Origin of the sequence: Streptomyces sp. NPDC007205 (genome assembly GCF_040634095.1) — a bacterium.
Lineage (GTDB): Bacteria > Actinomycetota > Actinomycetes > Streptomycetales > Streptomycetaceae > Streptomyces.
In genome coordinates, this window is the sequence record NZ_JBEYEW010000195.1 from 1 (window position 1) to 1,082 (window position 1,082).

1 protein-coding gene and 1 pseudogene are annotated in these 1,082 nt (G+C 79.5%); both read left to right on the plus strand.

Translation table 11 applies throughout. The annotated features are described in order from the left end of the window. A partial coding sequence (rfaE2, locus tag ABZ624_RS43205; protein WP_360101287.1) for a D-glycero-beta-D-manno-heptose 1-phosphate adenylyltransferase occupies positions 1–721 on the plus strand: 721 nt, incomplete at its 5' end. Then, positions 718–1,082 (plus strand): annotated as a pseudogene (locus tag ABZ624_RS43210) (hypothetical protein); the annotation flags it as partial. The gene rfaE2 and the pseudogene ABZ624_RS43210, both read left to right, overlap by 4 nt.

A 1,082-nucleotide genomic window follows, 5' to 3' on the forward strand; every position in this document is an offset into this window, starting at 1 on the left:
GGAGGGCGCCAAGATCCTCACCGGCGGTGGCCGGCCGGCGGGTCTGGTGCGGGGCTGGTACGCCGGCGACCGGTTCGCCGCGGCCGCCGCAGGCCTGCTCGCCGACGGCGCGCTCACCGAGGCCGCCGTCCAGGCCGCCGTGCACGCGGCGACCCGCTACGTCGCCGAGGGCGGCGCCCGCGCGGTCGCCACCGCGGACCGGGCGGACGCTCCCGAGGCGACCCCGCCCTCCGGGGACACCACGGCGGACGCCGTGCGCACGGCCACCCGGGTCCGGGCCGCGGGCGGCACCGTCGTCGCCGCGGGCGGCTGCTTCGACCTGCTGCACGCCGGGCACGTCGCACTCCTCCAGGCAGCCCGCCGGGCCGGCGACTGCCTGATCGTCTGCGTCAACTCCGACGACTCGGTACGCCGCCGCAAGGGCACCGGACGCCCCCTGGTCCCGGCCCCCGACCGGGTCCGGGTGCTGCGGGCCCTGGAGTGCGTCGACGCGGTCGCCGTCTTCGACGAGGACACGCCCGAACGCATCCTCGGCGAACTCCGCCCGCACATCTGGGCCAAGGGCGGCGACTACGCCCGCACCGAACTGCCCGAACAGCCCCTGGTGGAGAGCTGGGGCGGCCAGGTCCTGCTGCTGCCCTACCTGGACGGCCGCTCCACCACCGCCCTGGCCCACCGCGCCGCCCAGTCCCCGGCCCGCACGGAAGGAACCCTCAGGTGACCCGGGAACACCCGGCGCGCCCCACCGGCCCGGACACCGCGCAGCGGACCCGGTTCCGCACCCGGCGAGCGCCGCACGGCACGACGCGGGCTCCCGGCAGTGCCCGGCCGTCCCGCGCCGACGCCGGCGTGGGCCGCACGGCGGTGGCCGCGCTCTGCGCGGTGCCCGGCCGTCTCGCCTCGGCACATGGCGGGGTCCGCACGGCGATGCCGGGGCTGTGCGCGGTGCTTGGCCGGTACGCGGTGCGTGGCCGTCCCCGGGTGGCGCGTGGCGTGGGCCGTACGCCGTGGGCGGGCTCGCTGTGCGCGGTGCCCGGCCGTCCCGGCTCCGGCTCGGCACCCGGCGCGGTCCGCACGGCAGC